This is a genomic window from Psychroserpens sp. SPM9 (assembly GCF_025153525.1).
Taxonomy (GTDB): domain Bacteria; phylum Bacteroidota; class Bacteroidia; order Flavobacteriales; family Flavobacteriaceae; genus Psychroserpens.
In genome coordinates this window covers 1-3268 of the sequence record NZ_JANZNR010000019.1, presented here as the reverse complement: position 1 = coordinate 3268, position 3268 = coordinate 1, and the positions used below count along the sequence as shown (strand labels likewise).

Here is a 3268-nt window from a genome sequence, read left to right as displayed (position 1 = left end):
ATCTATTTTCGTTTAAAAGAGTCTCAATTTGGATTCTTTCCTTTAGGGTAAGTCGTCTATGCTTTTTTACTTCCATTATAACAAATCTATAATTTTAGATTTGTTGCGTTAAGTTATTGAATAGAGCTTTTGTTCTGGTAATTACAGCTAACGTGTTTGTGTATGATGACGTTGCGGAAAATTCGGTTAGAATTTTCCGAGTTATACGTCTTTAGAATAAAAGTAAGAATTTTTCCTCTGCTTAACGAATTAGAGCAATGCATTATACACGTTGTTGGGTGTAGTTTAGGTATGTGGATTTCTTGTTTTAAGTTTAAACTTTTGAGCAATCTCTTCATCTAATGTTGCTAGAAAATTGAATAATGTTAAATTCATTTTTGAAACATACCCGAATTCGAAATTAAGGTATTGACCAATATCCTTTTCAAGTTCAGGAAATTGTTTAGCAAACTCTTTTGAAATTTTTCGTTTATTGTGTACTGTTAAGTTTCGCTGTTTAATATAAAAATTAACGTTTTTTCTTTGAACATTATTCTTAAAAATATTTAAACCTAATCTACTTTGAAAGAATTTTTCAATGTCTTCAATTCCTTTATAAAATAGTTCCTCAATCTTTTTACTAGCAATAGAATTAATTAAATCATCCATTGATTTATGTTCCAAAATGAAGTCTAGTTTTTCAGATTCTTGAGATTTCAAAACTTGAGGTTTTGCCACCACAACTTCTGAAAGAACATCTTTAAAATAAGTAATAAAGTTATCAATTGAATTAACATATATCATTGAACTTAAGTGAATTTCATAAAATTTCACATTTAAAAGACTATCTAAATTTTTATTCAAGCTTTTTTTTACAATTTCCGGGTTGTATCCATGATCATAAATACTTGAGTAATATTTTCTTGCTTCGTCATCGTAATTTGTAATGAGCTTGTTTCCAACTTCTAAATAGCTCATAAGCGATTCTGATCTCTGAATTTGCTGCCAAAAATTCTCAAAAGATTCAGTGCATTTTGTTATGATTTTTGCAGGATATTTTAGATTCTCTTCATTCATTAAATTGTTGTTGATTAAATTACACCCAACGTGTATGTGTATGGTTAGTTGCGTGCAAGCACGCTATTATTCTTTGCTAAGCAATATAGTAAAAAGTAGGGAAGAACCATCGTCTTAACCAACTTGCGGAGCAATTAATTATACACGGTGTTGCCACACGTTTTTTTAATTTTATTCATCAGGTAATAAGTCAGATGTAAATCCGCTATTTTTTTCCCATTCTTTAATTTTTTTCATTTTCTTCTTTCCCAAAAATTTGCCTGTCCAAGGATTAAATGAGTAAACATTGAACTTATAGGTAATTCTTGAGCGTCCCTCTTTTTTTATTTCATCTATTTGGTCTGTTAATTCAGCGATATAATATTTAAACTGCCCATCATAAAAAGTCGCTTTATTAAATCTTTCCCATTTTAAAAATTCCGAAATATTTTCTCCTTTTAGTCCGTGTTCTTTGGCAATTGAAATAGCCTTTGTTTTGTCAATTTCAAAAGTTCTGTTTTCAGAGTTTAATTTTTCGAATCCATTGTTGTTAAATCTATCGTGACTTGGAATATAATTTCCATTTTCGTCAAGACTAATTCCAATCATTTCACTTTGCCAATCCGAGTTTTCAAGTCGTACTTGATACCGAAAAAGAAATTCAGTTGGTTTTCTTTTCATTGGTTCTGTCCAACTACCAACATAACCATCTTTGTCGTAAGCATAACAATTAAAATTGAAACGAACTTGGCTATCGAAAAACTCTTGACTATAGTTAGAAATAATCAAGCTGTCCGCTTTTTTTTTCATTCGCTCAAGTATTTCGTGATGAGGAAATAATTGTCTGTTTACCTCGCATATTGCATTATCATAATCACGTGTAAACAATAATTGTTTGTCGAAATTATATTCTTTCCAAATTCCAAGGTACTTTCCATTTTTTCTTTTCCAACCTTCTGTGTTTAATCTTGTCGTGTCTTTTATGTAATGCACGCTGTACCAAACAGAATCTTTGTTTTTATAACTTTCTTCGTAAATGTGATAAACAGAATTTCTGATAATTTCGATGTCGGATGAATCTGTCGAAATATTTTCACGACTAAACTGTCCAAAAACAGAAAGTCCCGAAATAAGTGTGAAAAATGTTAGCAGAAATTTACTGTTCATAGGCTTGGTTCAAATGTGTGGCAACGTGTATGTGTATGGTTAGTTGCGTACAAGTACGCTGTTATTCTTTGCTAAGCAATATAGTGAATTGTGAGAAAAAATCCTGCGCTTAGCCAACATTAGCAATTAATTATACACGTTGTTACCTGCAGTTTTTTAATTCAGTTATTGTCTTTTCGGTCAATTCAGAACCTACTATGCAACCATAACAGTTTCTTGTTAATAAAGGCACTTTTTTCAGTTCCTCAATTCGCAATTCAATTGATTTTTTTTGATTCTCACTAAAATTAGTCAGATTACAATAATAAAATTCAACTGCCATTAATCGAGTTGCCGGATTTATACTGTAAAGTAAATATTCGCAATTCTCATTTTTTATAATTTCATCAAATAATTTTCGATTATTTAAAACGCTCATTCCATAGCCACACCTATTTCCGAAAATTATTCCAGCGAACGGATTAATCAAGTCAGTTGATTTATTTTCAGTCCGTTTTTCAATTCCGTCTAATGGTTCGTTAGCTTTATCTAGTCCGAAATATATTGGTTCAACTTTATAATCATCGTTTACTTCAAACATTGTAGAAAGTCTTTCTTTATACAATTTTTTAAGTTTTCTGGACTTATTGGCTTTTATATATGTAGAAAGTTCATATGCAATAACCTCATTTTTATAATACAAGATTTTGTAATTAAATGAAATACTTCCAACTCCTTTTCCGCTTTCTTTTAGTTGATATCCAAATCCTAAATTCTCACGTCTGTCATTTTTGACTTCAAGAGTTTTTAATAATTCCTCTGTTGATTTTTTATAAGCCTCCGTTAATTGAGATATGAAAAGTGTATCAACTCTAACATAATATTTTTCCACTTCAGTCTTTTGGGAAAATGAAATATTACAAATTCCTAAAACTATAATTATTAATATGAAGTTTCTTGTTGTATTATACTGAAATAGGTTGACCTTTTTTTGGTTCATTTTTCGTCAATTAAAAGGTCAAATATTCTAAATTTTGTTTGTTCTTTTTGTAGGAACAGTATTTTACATTTTGGTTAAGATGAACAA

At 29.7% G+C, this 3268-nt stretch carries 3 protein-coding genes; all 3 read right to left on the bottom strand.

Features of this window, described 5'->3' with window-relative positions:
- Positions 1–285: 285 nt before the first annotated feature.
- Entirely contained in the window at positions 286–1056 is a 771-nt protein-coding gene (locus tag N4270_RS16955) for a hypothetical protein (protein ID WP_260098542.1), read from the bottom strand.
- Positions 1057–1227: 171 nt separating this feature from the next.
- Complete coding sequence (locus N4270_RS16950) at positions 1228–2202, bottom strand: hypothetical protein (protein WP_260098541.1); 975 nt, start codon at positions 2200–2202, stop codon at positions 1228–1230.
- A gap of 142 nt (positions 2203–2344) precedes the next feature.
- Positions 2345–3181, bottom strand: a complete 837-nt coding sequence (locus N4270_RS16945; protein ID WP_260098540.1) for a hypothetical protein — start codon at positions 3179–3181, stop codon at positions 2345–2347.
- Positions 3182–3268: the final 87 nt, after the last annotated feature.

What these genes read in the sequence shown, in the direction of transcription:
- N4270_RS16945 (WP_260098540.1), bottom strand. Translation starts at nt 3,181, where the DNA reads ATGAACCAAAAAAAGGTCAACCTATTTCAGTATAATACAACAAGAAAC.
- N4270_RS16950 (WP_260098541.1), bottom strand. Translation starts at nt 2,202, where the DNA reads ATGAACAGTAAATTTCTGCTAACATTTTTCACACTTATTTCGGGACTT.
- N4270_RS16955 (WP_260098542.1), bottom strand. Translation starts at nt 1,056, where the DNA reads ATGAATGAAGAGAATCTAAAATATCCTGCAAAAATCATAACAAAATGC.